The 17,322-nt window shown below is 48.5% G+C and carries 13 protein-coding genes and 1 tRNA gene; 12 read left to right on the forward strand and 2 right to left on the reverse strand.

Going from position 1 to position 17,322, the window contains the following annotated elements; translation table 11 throughout:
- The first annotated feature begins 48 nt into the window (after nt 1-48).
- Both H6750_09715 and H6750_09720 read left to right on the forward strand, forming a co-directional pair.
- Nucleotides 49-234, forward strand: a complete 186-nt coding sequence (locus H6750_09715; GenBank protein ID MCB9774584.1) for a hypothetical protein — start codon at nt 49-51, stop codon at nt 232-234.
- Nucleotides 235-581: 347 nt separating this feature from the next.
- Nucleotides 582-1,316 (forward strand): transglycosylase SLT domain-containing protein, encoded by a 735-nt coding sequence (locus H6750_09720; protein MCB9774585.1) that lies wholly within the window; start codon nt 582-584, stop codon nt 1,314-1,316.
- A 232-nt stretch (nt 1,317-1,548) separates the two neighbouring features.
- On the opposite strand, the gene H6750_09725 is transcribed toward H6750_09720, so the two are convergent.
- Complete coding sequence (locus H6750_09725) at nt 1,549-2,568, reverse strand: hypothetical protein (GenBank protein ID MCB9774586.1); 1,020 nt, start codon at nt 2,566-2,568, stop codon at nt 1,549-1,551.
- 39 nt (nt 2,569-2,607) lie between these two features.
- Nucleotides 2,608-2,683, reverse strand: a tRNA-Phe gene (locus H6750_09730).
- 1,357 nt (nt 2,684-4,040) lie between these two features.
- On the opposite strand from H6750_09730, the gene H6750_09735 reads away from it, so the two are divergent.
- The 10 genes from H6750_09735 to carB all read left to right on the forward strand — a co-directional run bounded on the left by H6750_09735 (nt 4,041) and on the right by carB (nt 17,293).
- Complete coding sequence (locus H6750_09735; protein MCB9774587.1) at nt 4,041-5,351, forward strand: glutamate-5-semialdehyde dehydrogenase; 1,311 nt, start codon at nt 4,041-4,043, stop codon at nt 5,349-5,351.
- 115 nt (nt 5,352-5,466) lie between these two features.
- On the forward strand, nt 5,467-7,251 hold the full coding sequence (locus H6750_09740) for a hypothetical protein (GenBank protein ID MCB9774588.1): 1,785 nt from the start codon (nt 5,467-5,469) through the stop codon (nt 7,249-7,251).
- 238 nt (nt 7,252-7,489) lie between these two features.
- A complete protein-coding gene (gene pyrR, locus H6750_09745; GenBank protein ID MCB9774589.1) occupies nt 7,490-8,041 on the forward strand; it encodes a bifunctional pyr operon transcriptional regulator/uracil phosphoribosyltransferase PyrR in 552 nt (183 codons plus the stop codon).
- Between the two features lie 7 nt (nt 8,042-8,048).
- Nucleotides 8,049-8,990: an aspartate carbamoyltransferase catalytic subunit gene (locus H6750_09750; protein ID MCB9774590.1), complete on the forward strand. Its 942-nt coding sequence runs from the start codon at nt 8,049-8,051 to the stop codon at nt 8,988-8,990.
- A 9-nt stretch (nt 8,991-8,999) separates the two neighbouring features.
- A complete protein-coding gene (locus H6750_09755; protein MCB9774591.1) occupies nt 9,000-10,322 on the forward strand; it encodes a dihydroorotase in 1,323 nt (440 codons plus the stop codon).
- A 9-nt stretch (nt 10,323-10,331) separates the two neighbouring features.
- Nucleotides 10,332-10,862, forward strand: a complete 531-nt coding sequence (locus H6750_09760) for a DUF4149 domain-containing protein (GenBank protein MCB9774592.1) — start codon at nt 10,332-10,334, stop codon at nt 10,860-10,862.
- Between the two features lie 48 nt (nt 10,863-10,910).
- Nucleotides 10,911-12,092 (forward strand): glutamine-hydrolyzing carbamoyl-phosphate synthase small subunit, encoded by a 1,182-nt coding sequence (carA, locus tag H6750_09765; GenBank protein ID MCB9774593.1) that lies wholly within the window; start codon nt 10,911-10,913, stop codon nt 12,090-12,092.
- 11 nt (nt 12,093-12,103) lie between these two features.
- Nucleotides 12,104-13,057, forward strand: coding sequence for a signal peptide peptidase SppA (sppA, locus tag H6750_09770; protein ID MCB9774594.1), 954 nt, complete (start codon nt 12,104-12,106; stop codon nt 13,055-13,057).
- A gap of 36 nt (nt 13,058-13,093) precedes the next feature.
- Nucleotides 13,094-13,981 (forward strand): M48 family metallopeptidase, encoded by an 888-nt coding sequence (locus tag H6750_09775; GenBank protein MCB9774595.1) that lies wholly within the window; start codon nt 13,094-13,096, stop codon nt 13,979-13,981.
- Between the two features lie 9 nt (nt 13,982-13,990).
- On the forward strand, nt 13,991-17,293 hold the full coding sequence (gene carB, locus H6750_09780; GenBank protein MCB9774596.1) for a carbamoyl-phosphate synthase large subunit: 3,303 nt from the start codon (nt 13,991-13,993) through the stop codon (nt 17,291-17,293).
- The last annotated feature ends 29 nt before the right edge of the window (nt 17,294-17,322 follow it).

Below are 17,322 nucleotides of genomic sequence, written 5' to 3' on the forward strand. Positions count from 1 at the left end.
GACTTTTAATGCAAACCTTGCATAAGGTTTTATTGAAAGGAGTACACGGTGCAGTATTGGGTCAAGGTCACCTTTGTTGATAATAAAGAATTAGAATTTAAGGACGCTATTCGCCATACCATCAGCGATGATATGGAAATGCTTGAAATTGATACTCCTAAGGAAGTCACCATCATTCCCTTGAAGCAAATTAAGTATTTTTCTTGTGACGCCGGCGTCTTTAACAAGTCGTAAGGTAGAGGCGGTACGATGTGATGAGAAGTCTCTCAATATTCTAATTGAATTATCCGAAAAGGTTGGTAAAGTGAAGTTATGTTTCTATTCGTTATATGATCGAATTTCTCATTTACATGATAATGTCGAAAATATTTATCATATTGGTTCGAAACCAGTCAGTCGGAATGTTTTATTTTTTATATTAGGTATTAGGGATATCGGGGAAACTCTTCTTGCCTAATTCCTCTCTTTATGCCACCATGACCATATTCTGTCATCCAACGTGGGTTTTCTTCCATAAATACACCCAGTAAAAATGTTTGGTGTAACGATTCCTTGTAGATGCGGAAGGAATGAGGGTGGTCATGAAAACAATTAGACAGGTCGGTAGACAAATCGGTCTGATCCTGGCGTTATTGGGAATACTGTTAGTTCTTTGGGAGCTTCCCCATCATGATCGAAATTACCTTTCCCATCAGGAGCGGACTGCGCAATTAGGAACAAATCTGCCCCCGTATGAGGTCAAGACCTTTCTGCGACATATTGAGACCAGGCTGCCTTCCTACCGCGAAGAATTTCAGGAAGCCGAAAAAAAATCAGGTATTTCATGGATGTTGTTGGCGGCCATGGCCTATCAAGAGTCTCAATGGAATCACAAGGCCGTCAGTCCAACAGGGGTTCGAGGAATTATGATGCTCACACGTTCCACAGCCTCGGATCTGGGAATCAAAAACCGGCTTGACCCGTCAAAAAGCATTGCCGGTGGGGCTCGCTACCTGTCCTATTTGCAAAAGCGGGTTCCTGACCACATTCGCATGCCGGATCGCATGTTTATTGCTCTTGCAGCCTACAATGTGGGTATGGGACATATTAACGATGCTCGATTGCTTGCTGAACGTTTAGGTAAAAACTCGAATCAGTGGGAAGACATTAAAAGCATTCTTCCCCTCCTGGCTCATAAGGAATATTACCAGGATCTGCCTCATCGTTATGCCCGTGGGTGGGAGCCTGTAAAATATGTAAAGCGGATTCGAGCCTATCGGAACATCCTACAACAGGTTGTGAAGCGGGAGGGAAAAAGCTCGCAAGTGGATATTTAACTCATCCCTATTCAGCATTCGATATTTAGCTTTCCTACCGTGGCCTTCCTCCCAGTTCTATTCGCTTAGTTTTAGTTTTTCCCAATTCCTTTCTCCCCCAGTCGGGTTGCCCATCCAAGGATTTAAGAACAGAACCATTGCACTTTGGCGGTTTTGCAAAAAGAAAAGACATCTGTTTCGTGATTTTTAAAAATGAAACGATGCATTTTTCGGAGAAAAGGAAAGCTGCGCTCTAGGGCGTCTGAGTCCCAAGTGGTTCATCTGGCCGGGCACGTTCAATGGATAGTGCGGTATCATTTGGCAGAATTTTGGCCTTAATCCTATCCCCAAACTTAAAGGATTCAGAGAGTGTTGTACCACCAGTGACCTCGATACGAATTTCTCCTCGCCCCCCCCTGACAACATAAAAATTTCCATCAATCATTAGGATCTCGGCCACAATCGTACGAACTTTTGGAGAAACCGTTGGAGTAGTCGTTGCTGTGTCCTTTTTGGAATCTGTGGGTTCTGTTTCCGGGGCAATTACAACTGGTGGTGCCGTCGGAGTCGAGGCCAAAGGGCCTTCCTCCAGGCGAATCCCAGGCGAATCATCTGGACTCGCGCGAACAATTGATAATGCCTTATCTTGTGGGGTAACCCTTGCTTTGATCCGATCCCCAAACTTGAAGGATTCGGATAACTGGGTTTGGGGCGTCACTTCAATTTGAATTTCTCCATAGTCGCTTCTGATGATATAAAAATTGCCATCAACCATTAAAATGTCAGCAATGATAATCCGCACATTTGGCGATACTTTTGTCGGGGGAGTTGATGGTTTGGTTTTAGCGCCTGGAGATGGAGGGGATGGAGGAGCGGAGGTGCCGGGAGCTTTGTTTGTTGTCCCAATCGGTTCCCCTGGTTGTGCTCTTGTGATGGAAATGGCCTTGTCGTCTGGTAAAAGCACGGCTTTTATACGATCGCCAAAGGCGAATGACTCCGCCAGCTGAGTTTCAGGGGTGACTTCGATACGAATTTCTCCACGTTCCCCGCGCACCACATAAAACCCGCCATCAATCATTAGGAGGTCCGCAACAACAGTTCTGGTTTTTGGGGGAGGGGATGGTTGAGAAGAGGCTTGCGCCAATTTTACACCATCACCTTCAGAGGCAAAAAGTGATTGAGAACCTAGTAATATAAAAAAGACGACAAGAAGCAATATCAGATCAGTAAGAGTGCGAGGAGGCCTGAGTATCAGAAGGTTCAGCAGCTTCATGCTGATGGGTCATGAGGACATGTGAAGTTTTTGTTTTCGTGGTGCCGAGGCGCAGAATCGAACTGCGGACACCAGCCTTTTCAGGGCTGTGCTCTACCAACTGAGCTACCTCGGCACACTCCTAGAACCATTGACTTCGGCCTGATTTTATAACACAAAGGCTTCTTCATTTTCCAATCAATTCCATCAACTTTTTCCTGTTCGGAGGATTTCTAGAATTGGAAAAATTCTTGGACCTCCTGACCTCAATGGCGTGGATTCAGAGTCCTATGTTTAGGTGGAATGACGTGACTTTTGTTACCAGGTGAACCGGAGAAATCCTCCATTGTAATCTGGGGCATTGATTGAAGGGGAGAGCAGAAGAGGTTGTTCCCGCTTAAGGTCCAGGACTTTTGGTAAATTCTCTGAAGGAACGACCGATTGAAAAGCCTGAATGCTATGCATTTCGATTCCGAATTCGATGCCTGCCAGTTTTCCTGGTGATTTCAGATGAAACAGAGAGCTATTTTGGGATTGATTTTTTTGGAAATGGCTCTGAGAAAATGTATCCCTCAATAACCTTTTCTCCCAACCTTGCGGCTTTCGCCAGTCGATAGACCTTTTCCCGGTCGAATGGTCCACTGGGACCTGGTCACTAGCGGTCAATACTTCCTCGGATTTCAGAGCTGCCTCAACAGTTGAATCTTGCACTGGGAAGAGGGCAAACCACAAATTAAATGAAACAAATGTGATTGTTAGAAAGAAAAAATTGGTTGTTTTTACTTTTACCATGATAAAACTCTCAACTTCTTCGATCCTCATAATGACTCTACCATAAGATGAAGGCCATTGTGGTCCAGACCGTTTTTTGCTTACGTTTTTCTAAGGAGGCTCTCATATGGTGCCCTATTGTCCTTTCCCCGAAGGCAGACTTTACAGGACCCCTTTTCTTGTATACCTCAATGTTCGGATTCTGAAGATTTCGGCACTTTATGATTAGTTTCCGGACTGATTCAAAAAAGGAGTTATCCGATTTAATCCTCTAAGAGAGAGCCAAGATTTGCCGGCAACGTTATCAGCTAGGTTCAAAAATGGTGAGATGCGTTATGAGTTGCACGGATGCGCTAGTCAAAAACACCCGTTATCTTGAAATTTCAGGGAACACGTTCTGGTTCCCTGACATCATATATTTTCAGAATATGCCGCTACGGTCCCTGTTACATTCTCTTTCTTCTACATGGCGGCCTGTATCGCCAAAAAGATGGACGGACGCGACAGCAGAATATTGATCAACTCCACTCGAATATTTTTTGACGGGGGAGTAGCCCTATCTTGAATGTAATACACGCTCGAGCAGGTCGTATATAATGTTGAGCAGGAAGTCATTGCACGCTCATTCCAACCCTCGCTTCCTTGACGGTTTTTGTAACTGCCAGGTATTCTCAACGCTATTCCGAACATGAAATATTGTTACCTCAGGAAAACAAAAGGCTATGCAAACAAATAAATCTCAAGATGAACTTGAAATTTCAGGAGAAGAGCAAGAGCTTTCACCTGAGGAATACCTGAAACCATTGCTTCAACGAGCGAAACAGGCTACACGCCAATTAAGCGGGTTGATTGCCATGAAAAAGAATGCGGCGTTACTGGCTATGGCCGATGGGCTAGAAGCTGGGGAAGAAGCCATCCTCAAGGCCAATGAAGAAGATCTTTCAGCATTCGAGGGGAATCCCTCACGAATGGCTATGGCTGATCGACTTCGCTTAACGCCAGCCAGAATTGCCGATATGGCAGCGCACATTCGCGAAATTGCGCAGTTACGGGATCCAGTTGGCGAATCGATGGGATTCTGGCAACGACCGAATGGAATGAGAGTCGGTCGAGTGCGTGTGCCGATTGGGGTGATCGGAATCATTTATGAATCCCGCCCCAATGTGACCGCTGATGCGGCGGCTCTCTGTCTCAAATCCGGCAATGTGTGTGTACTGCGAGGGGGATCCGAGGCGCACCATTCCAATTTGGCTCTTGCCACGATTCTTGAGGAAGCCGCCCAAACGGCTGGAATTCCTGAAGGAGCAATTACCTTTATCGACAAAACTGACCGCGAGGTTGTTCTTGAGCTGCTTAAAAGCCACCAGTTCGTTGACCTCATCATTCCCCGTGGTGGCGAGGCGCTGATGGACACGGTCACACAGCACGCTACCATCCCGGTGATCAAGCACGACAAAGGTGTATGCCATATTTATGTGGATTCAGATGTGGATCTGGCTATGGCCCAACGAATCAGTTTCAACGCGAAAGCCCAGCGTTGCTCGACCTGTAACAGCATGGAAACCCTTCTTGTACATGAGAAAGTGGCCAAAAAATTCCTACCGCCCTTGGCCGAAGAATTTATTGAGGCAGGTGTCGAAATCCGGGGATGTTCGAAAACCTGCCAGATCCTTTCTCAGGCTAAACCTGCACAAGAAGACGATTTCGGCAAAGAATTTTTATCCCTTATTGTGGCGATCAAAGTGGTGAAGGATATGGAAAGCGCCATGGACCACATTCACCAATACGGTTCCCGTCATACGGACTCTATTCTGACCAATGACTATGACCGGGCTCTACGATTTTTGCGGGAGGTGGATTCCAGTACCGTGATGGTCAATGCCTCAACGCGTTTGAACGATGGCTATGAGTTTGGGTTGGGTGCCGAAATTGGGATTAGCACCACCCGTATTCATGCTCGTGGGCCGATGGGGTTAGAAGATTTAACCTGTTCGAAATATGTGGTATACGGTTCCGGTCAAGTCCGGGAGTGAGGGCCCGATCGGTTCGATGCAGTATTCCCACCCTTTGTTTCGCATACTAATTTCCGTCTCCGGTTTTTGTTTTTTGTAAAGGTAATCTGCCATCTATGCTTTTCCCTGCCTTATTATGAACCTTCAATGCGTATTGAATCATCCCCAAGCCCTACGTTTTCCTGCCAATCAGATCTATAGACAGGAATGGGAGTCCGCGGGTGGATGGATCTTAGAACAGCCTACTGGTCATTGTATTTTTTATGGCAATCATGGGCAACGGATTCTTTTAGCAGATCCAGAGGGGAATCCTCTCCATGAATGCTTGTGGGAACAAAAGCCAACGGGTGCGCTATCCCTTGTCTCTGCCCGTCTTCGTTTGGATTGGGGACAATGGGTCGGGATTAAACCCGAAGGGTTGGTCAATACCATCACATTAGATTTATCTCGGCGGCCAGGCTGGGAACAGATCACCCAAGACGACCTGCGTCAAATGGCAGCCCGGTCCTTGCATTCCGACTTGGCAATGGTCCGATTTTTCTATCGGGATGAGGATGTCGTTCTCCATGGTAACGGACAAGCCACGATTCACCAGGTTAAAGACGCCTTTTATGTGTTGCCCAATGGATCCTTTAAAGAAGCCAGGTTCATGTCATGTATGAGTCGAATGGAGTGGAGTCAGATTGACTATCTCCCAGTGGTAGAATTGTTTTTATCCCTTTTGCCGGGAACCGGTAGTGCGACCTTTGAATTGATCCGAGGTCTCTACGACGATCAAAATAGTAATGGTGGACGTGCCCTGCAATACCGGGGTATTCCGGCATATCCCTCCGAGGCGGCATTCCGGCTCTTCAGCCTATTTTTCACCCCTTCCGTTGCTTCCAGACAATCCCCGCTGGAAGTGTTTTTGGATATTGAGCGATCGCATGAAGTCCACTGGCTGCCCGCTTCCGGTTTCCCCGTTCGCTATATGGATGAAGAGCAGCATGTTTGCGTGACGGTCCGAAACCAGATGATTCAAAAAGTTACCTGGTGGGATGATCCCTCCGGCCTATCCTTTAACCGAATTCCTGAGTCAGGTCTGCCGGTGTCGGACAATCGAGGAGCGGGAATCACGGCGGACGGCCTATGGTTATTTGATGGCTCTGGACAAAAGGAATTGACCATTCAACCCTGCTGGCAGCTGTCCCAACCAAACCATCCGGTTTCCTGGAAGCCGCTTGCCTCAACTTGGCGGGACGGTTTTCCCATGAAGCCGCCTTTGTTGACTCCCCAGGAAGCCTTCTCTTCGGTGTTACTGTACCCTGATAAATCTGAAATGATTGGGGAAAAGGAAAGTCAACCTTTTGTTTTTGATTTTTTTGATGATTTTTTTGAAGAGCACCATGATCTTTTTCACTTTCGATCTCATGCCAAACGAGTCTTACTTTCGCATTGCGAAGCGGGATTGGGTTCATGCCTTCAGTTTCAGGAAGATCAAATTCATACCATTTGGTACACCTGGCCACAATTTGCTCAAAAGCATGCCCAATCTGTTTGGAATAGGCTTTCTCGGATGGATCGGTTGGCGTGGTTTTCAAATTTTCAATTTATCCCCTTTGAGCTGTTCATGTTGAAAGCCTTACCAACCAGGTACGATTGGATTTACCTCTGGATTCCCTATTCAGACTATTCAAATTCCAATATGATCGACTGTTGGGTGAAATTTTTACGCATCAATCTTGTTGAGGGGAGTGTCGGTTGTGTGGCCGGGCCCCGGGTTCTGGAAGAGAATTTTCACCGGCTAGGCCTTGAAATTCTCCATTCTGCCGCAGGAGATTCTTTGCCTCCCTTCCGGATTCACCAAACGATACTTCCGAATGGATGGTTAAATCCTGAATTGGCGGTCTGGATTATTCAAAATCCCGTTCGGTCTCCTTAGTTCCAAGGAGCCCTTCTGTAAAATCGCAAACGTTGGTTGGTCCCGTTGAATGAACATGCCCCCTTCCGATCTTGACAGCCGAACGTTGTGCGAATAGTATGGGGAAACCTTTAAAACCCATCCGGCGAGGTGGGTAAGGAGAGTCAAGCGATGACGGCCACTCAATTGGCCATTTCATGTGCGCCCTTCTCATGTCGTTCTGAGAAGGGTTTTTTTTGGCTTCATGGGACACGATGACATGAACACTTCCCCTCGACCACACGAACGACTGTTAATGGATGGTCAGGAAATGGCCAGAACCCTAACACGCATTAGTCATGAGATTCTCGAGCGGAATAAAGGCATTGATGGGTTAGCGTTAGTGGGAATCCGCACTGGCGGAGTGTTTCTCGCCCAAAGGATTGCACTCAGGATTCAGCAGATCGAAAAACGGGACGTGCCTCTTGGAGAGTTGGATATCACATTGTACCGGGATGATCTCTCCATCAGAAAAGATCAGCCGGAAATCCGAAAAACGACCATTCCGTTTCATATATCCGGTTTGAAAATCGTGCTGATCGATGACGTACTGTTCACGGGTCGAACCATTCGTGCTGCCTTGGATGGGTTAATGGATTTAGGGCGCCCTGCCGAAATTCAACTGGCTGTTCTTGTCGATCGTGGACATCGGCAGCTTCCCATTCGTGCCAATTATGTCGGGAAAAGCATCCCGACTGCGCGGGAAGAAAACGTCCAGGTCTTTTTTGAGGAATTAGGGCAGGACGACCGGGTCTCCATTTTAACACCATAAATTCATTATGGGTCTAGAACGTAAAGATTTATTGACTATTGCAGCCTTAACAGCTGACCAGATTCAATTGATTTTAACAACAGCCGAATCCCTGAAAGAGGTCGGAGGGAGGGACATCAAGAAAGTTCCCGCTCTGCGGGGGAAAACGGTGGTGAATTTATTTTTTGAGCCCAGCACTCGTACCCGAACATCTTTTGAATTAGCTGCTAAACGATTGAGTGCCGATGTCATTAATTTTTCGCCTTCGACCAGCAGCATGGTGAAAGGAGAAACCTTAGTCGATACGGCCAGAAATATTGAAGCCATGCAGGCGGATATTATTGTGCTGCGTCATCCATCACCCGGTGCCGCAGAAAACCTTGCACGTTCGGTCAGATCATCGGTGATCAACGCAGGAGATGGGTGGCATGAACATCCCACTCAGGCCCTTTTGGACATCTTTACCATAAATGAGAAAAAAGGGCCCGTCCCAGGCTTAGTGGTGGTGATTGTTGGCGATATTGCACACAGCCGTGTGGCTCGCTCGAATATCCTTGCTCTGACCAAACTGGGGGCCGAGGTGAGAGTCGTGGCGCCACCAACCATGATCCCCTTCGGCCTTGAACATTTCGGCGTGAAGGTGTTTTACGATCTTGATGAGGCATTGGTTGGAACCGATGTGATCATCATGCTGCGATTGCAACGTGAGCGCTTAGGGCGGGCCTTACTGCCCAGTCTTCGAGAATACGCCAAGCTGTTTTGTTTAACTCCGGAAAGACTCAAACTCGCCAAACCGGATGCCATTGTGATGCATCCAGGTCCTCTGAACCGGGGCGTGGAAATTTCGCCATCGGTCGCGGATAGCCATGTCGCGGTGATTCTGGATCAAGTGACCAATGGAGTCTCTGTGCGAATGGCCCTTATGTATTTATTATCAGGATTTAGTGAACGTTCAACCCTTAACGAATAATCGGACTACATGACCAAACAGACAGGACCGTCTCCTACCTCTTCTCATCTGCTTTGTATCCAAGGTGGAATTGTGATTGACCCCGGCCACGTGAATGGACGGGCCGATGTGCTTATTCAAGATGGAAGTATTCTTGAGGTCGGTTTCCCCCTGACGAATCCCCTTTGTCAGGATTCATCAGTTACAATTCTTAATGCCAATGGCTGGATTGTAGCGCCGGGACTTGTCGATCTGCATTGCCACTTACGGGAACCCGGGTTTGAATACAAAGAAACTATCGCAACCGGCGCGGCCTCGGCTGTGGCAGGAGGATTTACGACCATTTGTTGTATGCCGAATACCCAGCCCGTGAATGATAACGCTGCCATCACCAAATTTATGTTGGCCCAAGGACAAGTGGCCGGCAAAGCCAGGGTGTTCCCGATAGGGGCCATCACCAAAAAATCCGAAGGAGAAGAACTTGCGGATATTGGTGAGCTGGTGGACGCCGGATGCGTGGCCATTTCGGATGACGGGCGTCCCGTGATGAATAGTTTGGTCATGCGGCGGGCCCTGGAGTATGCCAAGGCTTTTGGAATTCCTGTTGTGGACCATTGCGAAGACCTGCATTTAACCGATGGCGGATGCATGAACGAGGGTATGGTATCGACCGAACTTGGAATGCCAGGGATTCCCGATGCCTCAGAAGAGGTGATGGTGGCTCGAAACCTGGCTCTGGCGGATCTTACCGGAGTTCATGTGCATCTGGCCCATTTGAGTACCGCCCGTTCGGTGGAACTGGTCCGTCATGCAAAAGGGCAAGGGTTGCCGGTGAGCGCAGAAGTCTGCCCTCACCACTTCTCCATTACTGAAGAAGCTGTCCGCTGTTATAATTCCAACGCCAAAATGAATCCACCGCTGCGGACGGATGAGGACGTGCAAGCCCTTAAGCAGGGGTTGGTTGATGGAACCATTGATGCCATTGCCACCGACCATGCTCCTCATGCTCTCCAAGAAAAACAATTGGAATTTGATACGGCTCCGTTTGGGATTGTAGGGTTTGAGACCGCTCTTCCCTTAACCCTCCGTCTGGTGCATGAGGGGGTCTTGTCCCTTGAACAGGCGCTTGATAAATTGACCAGATCTCCTGCTCAGCTTTTTCATCTACCTGTTGGAAACCTCCAGCCAGGGTCACATGCCGATATTGTGGTGTTTGATCCTCATGAAGAGTGGGTGGTAGATCCAACTAAATTTTTCTCAAAAAGTCAGAATACGCCATTTGGGGGTTGGACAGTGAGGGGAAAGGTGAAGATGACATTGGTTGATGGCAGGATGGTCTATGATGCCCGTTAATTCAAACGTATGAAGCGGATTAATTGGGGGGTCGTGGGTTTTCTTTTTGAACTGTGTGCCTTAATCTTATGGGTGGGCGGATTAGTCGTCATTATTGCGTTGGTGATTCCAGCCGTTTTTAATTCCTTCGGAATGGAACCAGCCGGCCGTTTTTTACGGAGAGTATTTGATGGATTTGGCTTAATGAATGTCTGGATTTTGATTGTGTTGGGTGTAGTGGCGGTGATTCGCTTCCGGGCTTTTGGCCATAATCCCTCCGAGATGTTTGCCGTTTCTTCCGTAGAATGGTGGCTCCTGGCCGGAATGGCCCTCGTGACGTTCAGCATACTGGTGGTGTTGGGTCCCCAAGCCATTACGTTACAGGAAGAAGCCTTTGAGGCCGTTTCAAAAGAGGACAAAGATATCGCCTATGCAAAATTTTTTCGTCTTCACATGGTCGTACGCGCCTGCCATCTGGTGAATTTTGGTCTCGCGGCTTCACTGTTTATTGTAAAGGTACGGAAAGCTCTTTTTTACCACGCCATGACTCCTCGCTCATAATTACCCCTGATCGTAGAACGGAAATAAGAAGATGAAAAAGGAAAGACCATGAAGCCCGCAGTCCTGGCGTTAGCCGATGGAACCATCTTTCAGGGACGTGCACTCGGTTTCGAGGGCGAAACCGTGGGGGAAGTGGTATTTAATACGGCCATGACGGGGTATCAAGAAATTTTGACGGACCCTTCCTATAAAGGGCAGATCGTGCTGATGACCTCAACCCAAATAGGAAATTACGGGGTGACCCCGGAAGACAATGAATCGCACCGGGTCTGGGCGGAAGGATTTATTGTTCGTGAAGCAGCCAAGTACCGGAGTAATTGGCGGAGCCGGCAATCCTTTGACGACTATTTAATTGAGCATCGTATTGTGGCCATTCAAGGGATAGACACGCGAGCATTAACCTGTCATGTCCGTGATCACGGCTCACAAATGGGAATCATTTCCCATGTAGATTTCGATGACAAGGCCTTGCGGGAAAAGGTGAAGGCCGTGCCTTCCCTCGTTGGACGTGATTTAGTGAAAGAGGTCACCTGTCCGGATGCGTATGAATGGACGGAGAGATCCAGCGTTATGGATCCCGCTGGCGGTGAATCATCCATTTTCACTCAAAACACCGATCACCCCCCCTTGAAACTGGTAGTCATGGATTTTGGTGTGAAACAGAATATTTTACGAAGTCTTGTGGATTTGGGATGTCAGGTTCAAGTTGTGCCAGCTTCGACGACTGCGGAAGAAGTCCGTCGACTTAATCCGGATGGAATTGTGTTATCCAATGGCCCGGGAGACCCTGAAGGGGTCCCCTATGCAGTAAAAACCGTCACGCAGCTATTGGGTTGGAAACCACTGTTGGGGATTTGTTTGGGACACCAGGTCTTGGGATTATCCCTTGGATTGCACACCCATAAGCTAACCTTTGGGCATCATGGAGCCAACCATCCAGTCATGGATCTTCGCACCCGAAAGATTGAAATTACCTCCCAAAACCATAATTTTGCTGTCGGCCTTCCTCGCAAGGAAGGCGCCTGTGCGACGTTGACACCTCAACAGTTTGACTCTTGCGTTGGACGGATGGAAATCACGCATCGGAGTGTGAATGATGGATGTTGTGAAGGAATGGCGGGCTTAGAGAGTCCAATTCTTTCCATCCAGTATCATCCGGAAGCCTCGCCGGGCCCCCATGACTCTTCATATGTGTTCCGACAGTTTCTGGAAATGATGAAAGGCCGATGATAATGGTGATAATGCGTTGTTCTCTGATGCTTCTTCTTTTTTTGGTCAGCGGATGCATCCACGTTGATCTGTTTCCGGGTGGAGGAAAACTTCAGGAAGCCATCATATCTGGTAAGGGAAAGGATAAGGTATTATTGATTGATATCTCTGGCATGCTGACGACAGGCAAAGCCTCGGGTCTCCTGGAGGAACCCAGTCTTCCGGCACGAATCAAAGAAGAGTTGACCAAAGCCGAGGAGGATACACATGTCAAAGCGATCATCCTTCGAATCAATACTCCAGGAGGCTCGGTCACGGCATCAGATCTGGTCTATCATGAGTTGAAAGTCTTCAAGAAAAAACGGGCTGTCCCCGTCATTGCGGCCATTATGGATTTGGGCACTTCTGGCGGATATTACATTGCGATGGCCGCCGACCATATTCTTGCACATCCCTCAACCATTACCGGTAGTATCGGGGTCATTATGGTGACTATGAATGCACAGGGGCTGTTGGAAAAAGTCGGCGTCCAACCGGCTGCGATTGTTTCGGGTCCCAAAAAAGCCATGGGTTCTCCATTTCGGCCAATGAATGATGAAGAGCGGGCTATTTTCCAAGGGACCATTGATCATTTGTTTGAGCAATTCCTTTCGGTGGTGAAAGAGGGCAGACCCGGATTAAGCATGGAGCAGATTCGCATGGTGTCTGACGGACGGATTTTTACGGCCGATATTGCCAAAACCAAGGGTCTTGTGGATAGCATTGGATATTTGGATGAAGCGATTGATTTGGCCAAAAAAGAAGCCAATTTGGAACAGGCCAAAGTCGTCACGTACACCAGGGGAAGGGGAACTCATCAGAATATCTACTCACGGTTCGATCCACCTCAGATTGGGCCTATCGGGTTTCCTCAGATTGATGCCCACTCTCTCTTCAACGTCTTGACCGGAGGGACACCACAAATGCTGTACATGTGGATGCCGTAAAGTCGGTGTTGTCCTGATGTAAGAAATGCTGTTCCCATGATCAACGATCCACCGGGTTCTGGAAAGGCATTCCAATGGCTCTTGGCCAGTGCGGTGTGTGCGCTCCTGTTGCTAGGTTCAGCATGTCAAAAGGCTCCGGGTACGGCTAGAGATCAATTAATTTATATTTCGGAGGAAAAGGAAATTGCCCTGGGACTTGCGGCATTTCGCGAAGTTTTAAAGTCGGCACCATTAAGCAGGGATCCGGAAATAGCGTTAATGGTAAATCGTGTGGGACAACGTATCGCCAAGGCAGCCCAAAAGCCGGAATATGTCTGGGAGTTCGCCGTCATTCAGGATGATGATCAAGTCAATGCATTTGCATTGCCTGGTGGCAAAGTGGCGGTGTTTACGGGCATTTTAAAATACACAAAAACAGAAGCCGGATTGGCAACGGTCATGGCACATGAAGTTGCTCATGCGTTGCAACGGCATGGAGCCGAGCGATACAGTCGTGGAATTTTGGAACAAATTGGTCAACTTGGCGCTTTGGCTGGGGCCGCCGCCGGTGGCGTCGACCCTGGCTTGGCTATTGGAGCCATGAGCGCCTATGGAGTAGGCGTGGCCCTCCCCAATTCCCGTGACCAGGAAACCGAAGCCGATTTTATCGGGCTGCAATTGATGGCCAAGGCCGGCTACGATCCGAGGGAAGCGGTACCGTTTTGGGAACGTATGAGTGGATGTCCGAGAAAAATGATTGGAAAATTTTGTTTTCGCAGTCAAAATGCGATTCCGGAATTTCTGTCCACTCATCCTTCGGATGTGACCCGTATTAATCAAATTGAAGCCTGGATTCCCCAAGCATTGAAATTTTATCATCCTGAGTCATCACCTCCCGAATCTCCCACTAAAAAACCGATATCCGGATCGGTTTTACAATCCTGAGAGCCCATCATGCCACGAAGAAACGACATTCATCGAATTTTATTAATCGGCTCTGGACCGATTGTTATTGGACAAGGTTGTGAGTTTGACTATTCTGGAACGCAAGCCTGCAGGGCCCTGAAGGAGGAGGGCTTTGAAGTCATCCTCGTTAACAGTAATCCCGCCACGATTATGACCGACCCGGATCTCGCCGACCGGACCTATGTGGAGCCGATTACGGTTGAAGTCGTGGAAGCAATTCTAGAGAGAGAGCGCCCTGATGCCCTACTTCCCACCATGGGCGGACAGACGGGCCTGAATATCACTGTGGAATTAGTGAAACGGGGTATTCTGGAAAAGTACGGAGTGCAACTTATCGGAGCCTCCTATGAATCGATCCAAAAAGCGGAAGATCGGGACTTGTTCAAACAGGCGATGACACGTATTGGATTAAACGTGGCGGCAAGCGGATCTTTTCGCTCAAGAGAAGAAGCCCTACGGCTTCTTGAAACAATTGGATTTCCCGCTATCGTCCGTCCATCATTCACTTTGGGAGGAGCGGGGGGGAATATCGCCTATAATCGTGAGGAGTTTGATAAGTATATTGATTGGGCTCTTGTGACCAGTCCGGTTGGCCAGGCCCTGCTCGAACAATCGCTTCTGGGGTGGAAGGAATATGAATTAGAAGTGATGCGGGACTCCAAAGACAATGTCGTCATTGTCTGCCCCATCGAGAATTTCGATCCAATGGGTGTGCATACCGGAGACAGTATCACGGTGGCCCCGGCCATGACCTTGTCTGATAAAGAATATCAGCATATGCGAGACGCGGCGATCCGCATCATCCGAGAAATCGGTGTTGATACCGGCGGATCCAACATTCAATTTTCTTTGAATCCGGACAACGGGGCATTGATGGTTATTGAAATGAATCCTCGCGTATCGAGGAGTTCCGCCTTGGCTTCCAAGGCCACCGGATTCCCGATAGCCAAGATTGCCGCGAAGTTGGCCGTCGGGTATACCCTTGATGAGATTCCCAACGATATTACGCAAGTCACTAAAGCCTGTTTTGAACCGACCATCGACTATGTTGTCGTGAAAATTCCACGGTTCACATTTGAGAAATTTGATGGTGTTGATCGGGTGCTGACAACCCATATGAAATCTGTGGGAGAAGCCATGGCACTCGGATCCACCTTCAAAGAAGCTTTGCAGAAGGCTATTCGTTCCCTTGAAACGGACCGGTATGGGTTGATGTCGTTACATGGGCTTAATGGGAAAAGGGAGTCTGCCGGTTCAGCGCATCCGCTGTATGAGCGTCTTCAATCTCAGGTTCGAATCCCGACCGCTGATCGCCTTTGGTTTCTGGCCGATGCCTTCCGAATCGGAATGTCGGTGGAGGAACTATACCATCTCTCGCGCATTGACCCCTGGTTTTTGCATGAAATTGAAGAACTCGTAGAATTTGAAGCGGAATGGGTTCGCAGAAGTAAGGGGGAAGTTGGGAACGATCGAACACATGACACCCGCAAAGGATGTCCTGATTCCCTGATGCCTCTCCTTGAACAAGCGAAAGGTCTTGGGTTTTCAGATCAACGGCTCGGGCAACTCATCGGCAAAGAGGAAGATACCATTCGTCAATGGCGACAAGTCAGGACGTCAGCCTATAGCACGGTATTTAAAAGAGTGGATACCTGTGGCGCAGAGTTTGAGGCGCATACCCCCTATCTCTATTCCACGTCGGGTTTCTCCTGTGAATCTCGTCCTACTCAAAAAAGAAAAATAATGATCTTAGGCGGAGGGCCGAACCGGATTGGACAGGGCATTGAATTTGATTATTGTTGCGTGCATGCCGCAATGGCCCTAAAAGAAGAAGGCATTGAAACGATTATGGTCAATTGTAATCCGGAAACCGTCAGTACGGATTATGATGTTTCCGATCGCTTGTATTTTGAACCGTTGACCAAAGAAGAGGTCTTGCGAATTATCCTGACTGAACGACCGGACGGCGTCGTCGTGCAATTCGGTGGACAAACGCCTCTTAAGCTTGCCGTCCCGTTAGAGCAGGAAGGGGTTAGAATTTTGGGGACACAACCTGATGCCATTGACCGTGCGGAAGATCGAAAACGATTCAGTGACCTGTTAATTGAATTGAACCTCCTGCAGCCGCAAAACGGCACCGCACGGTCTTCACATGAAGCTCATATCATAGCTGTCAACATTGGGTATCCAGTGATGGTTCGCCCATCGTATGTGCTGGGGGGCCGTGCCATGCAAATCGTGTATGATGCCGACGCATTAGATGAATATCTGCAGAGACACGAGATGGATTTGGGAAGATATCCCTTGCTCATTGATGACTACCTTGAGGACGCCATAGAAGTTGATGTGGATGCCATAGCCGATGGGACAGACGTCGTGGTGGCTGCCATCATGGAACATGTCGAAATGGCAGGAATTCATTCAGGGGATTCGGCGTGTTCATTACCTGCCCATTCCCTCAATGCCGATATTCTGAAGACCATTAATCACCAAACCATTCTTCTTGCCAAGAAATTACACGTGGTGGGCCTGATGAATATTCAATATGCAGTCAAAGATGGGGCGGTGTATATCTTGGAGGTCAATCCTCGCGCGTCTCGCACGGTCCCCTTTGTCAGTAAGGCCATCGGTGTGCCTTTGGCCAAACATGCGATGAAAATCATGGCAGGGCGAACCTTGAAAGACTTAGGCTTTACGCAGTGCCCCCTTTTTTCCCACATTGCCATAAAAGAAGCTGTCTTTCCATTTACCAAACTTGGTGTCGCCGATGTATTGTTGGGGCCCGAGATGCGCTCGACCGGCGAAGTCATGGGGATTGATCGAACCTTCGGTTGGGCGTTTGCCAAATCACAAGCCGCGTCGGGAATGCCGTTGCCATTGGCAGGGACGGCTCTTCTCAGCGTGAAAGATGGAGATAAACCCGCGACGCTGGCTATCGCCCAGCGACTGTCGCAGCTCGGATTTTCACTGAATGCCACCAAAGGAACGGCGGCCTTTTTGCGGACGCATGGGATCACCGTGGTTACGGTGAACAAAATCAATGAGGCTCGGCCACATATCGAAGATTTACTCAAAAATAAAGAGCTGGCATTAGTCGTCAATACGGTGGGAGGTGCCTCGTCCCAGGATGATTCTGCGCCGATACGCAAGGCGTCCGTGTTCGGTGGAATTCCTTATTTTACGACCATTCAGGCTGCGCAAGCCGCAATCTCAGGAATAGAGTCGATGAAGAAAACATCCATGGAGGTTCGCTGTCTACAGGAATATCATTCTGCGATGCCAAGCGGGTAGGCCTAGATGGACATGCCCGATGATGGATG

The sequence above is a fragment of the Nitrospiraceae bacterium genome (assembly GCA_020632595.1).
Lineage (GTDB): Bacteria > Nitrospirota > Nitrospiria > Nitrospirales > UBA8639 > Nitrospira_E.

Bases quoted from the DNA above. Each gene is read 5' to 3' on its own strand.
- H6750_09720 (MCB9774585.1), top strand. From the start codon at position 582: ATGAAAACAATTAGACAGGTCGGTAGACAAATCGGTCTGATCCTGGCG.
- H6750_09725 (MCB9774586.1), bottom strand. From the start codon at position 2,568: ATGAAGCTGCTGAACCTTCTGATACTCAGGCCTCCTCGCACTCTTACT.
- H6750_09735 (MCB9774587.1), top strand. From the start codon at position 4,041: ATGCAAACAAATAAATCTCAAGATGAACTTGAAATTTCAGGAGAAGAG.
- H6750_09740 (MCB9774588.1), top strand. From the start codon at position 5,467: ATGAACCTTCAATGCGTATTGAATCATCCCCAAGCCCTACGTTTTCCT.
- pyrR (MCB9774589.1), top strand. From the start codon at position 7,490: ATGAACACTTCCCCTCGACCACACGAACGACTGTTAATGGATGGTCAG.
- H6750_09750 (MCB9774590.1), top strand. From the start codon at position 8,049: ATGGGTCTAGAACGTAAAGATTTATTGACTATTGCAGCCTTAACAGCT.
- H6750_09755 (MCB9774591.1), top strand. From the start codon at position 9,000: ATGACCAAACAGACAGGACCGTCTCCTACCTCTTCTCATCTGCTTTGT.
- H6750_09760 (MCB9774592.1), top strand. From the start codon at position 10,332: ATGAAGCGGATTAATTGGGGGGTCGTGGGTTTTCTTTTTGAACTGTGT.
- carA (MCB9774593.1), top strand. From the start codon at position 10,911: ATGAAGCCCGCAGTCCTGGCGTTAGCCGATGGAACCATCTTTCAGGGA.
- sppA (MCB9774594.1), top strand. From the start codon at position 12,104: ATGCGTTGTTCTCTGATGCTTCTTCTTTTTTTGGTCAGCGGATGCATC.
- H6750_09775 (MCB9774595.1), top strand. From the start codon at position 13,094: ATGATCAACGATCCACCGGGTTCTGGAAAGGCATTCCAATGGCTCTTG.
- carB (MCB9774596.1), top strand. From the start codon at position 13,991: ATGCCACGAAGAAACGACATTCATCGAATTTTATTAATCGGCTCTGGA.